We start from the raw sequence: 846 nt of genomic DNA, 5'->3' as shown, positions 1-846 counted from the left end.
GAGAGCCGCGGCGCGCACTACCGCGCCGACTATCCGACCGAGAACCCGGCGCAGGCCAAGCGCACCACCACGTCGTGCAGGGTTTGGAGAATGGCATTCTCCATACTGGTCAGCTTGGTCTGATCACTGCTCACGCGCGACTTGCGAAGGTCGTCGCCGACCTTGGCGATCTCGCTCAGCAGAGGCCTCAGCCGGGCCGCCGCCCCGGTCATCTGGTCGGCGGTCAACTTCATTTCATGCGCGATCACCACGAAGGCGCGGCCTTTGGCGCCGAGATGGCCGGCGCGAAGCCCGGCATTCATGCCGATCAGCGAAATGTCGACCACCGAGTCGGACAGGTTGGCGATCGCCTCGCGAAACTTCTCCAGCGTGTTTTCGACTACGCTGAGCGCCTCGTCGATCGAGCGCCCGCCGTCTTCGCACATCGCGATCAGGCTGGAGGCCTGGGCGAGAGTCTGCCGCACCCGCGATAGGAACGAGGCCGAACCGCCCTCCCGGCCGCCATGTAGCGACCGGCCTTTTTCGACCAGTGTCGCGACTTCCGTCAGAATCGTCGACAGCGCCCGGACGATATCGCCGATACCGGCATCGAATTCCTGTTGGGTGTCGTGGAGCTGCACCGCTTCGAGATTGACCAGCAGCCGGGGCAGCGGCTGAACCTCGGTCATGTCCGGCACCAGGGTCGGCTCCGGATCGGCGGCGCGCCGCAGGCCTTCGCAGACATGCTCCAGGCGCTGACGCGTACTATCGCCGGCCTGCAGCGAGATGATCGAGCGACCGACCACCTCGCTGATGGTGCGCGCGCTGCTGCCGGCCAGCTCGGCGACGCCGACGCTGTCGTTGCGC

The 846-nt window shown here is 66.4% G+C and carries 1 protein-coding gene; it reads right to left on the bottom strand.

The genetic code is table 11. The features are described from left to right. Positions 1 to 29: 29 nt before the first annotated feature. On the bottom strand, positions 30 to 846 hold an 817-nt coding region (locus tag DYI24_RS27260; RefSeq protein ID WP_502706392.1), incomplete at its 5' end, for a methyl-accepting chemotaxis protein.

The sequence above is a fragment of the Rhodopseudomonas sp. BR0C11 genome (assembly GCF_010820945.1).
Lineage (GTDB): Bacteria > Pseudomonadota > Alphaproteobacteria > Rhizobiales > Xanthobacteraceae > Rhodopseudomonas > Rhodopseudomonas palustris_H.
This window is presented reverse-complemented; position numbering and strand designations above follow the sequence as displayed.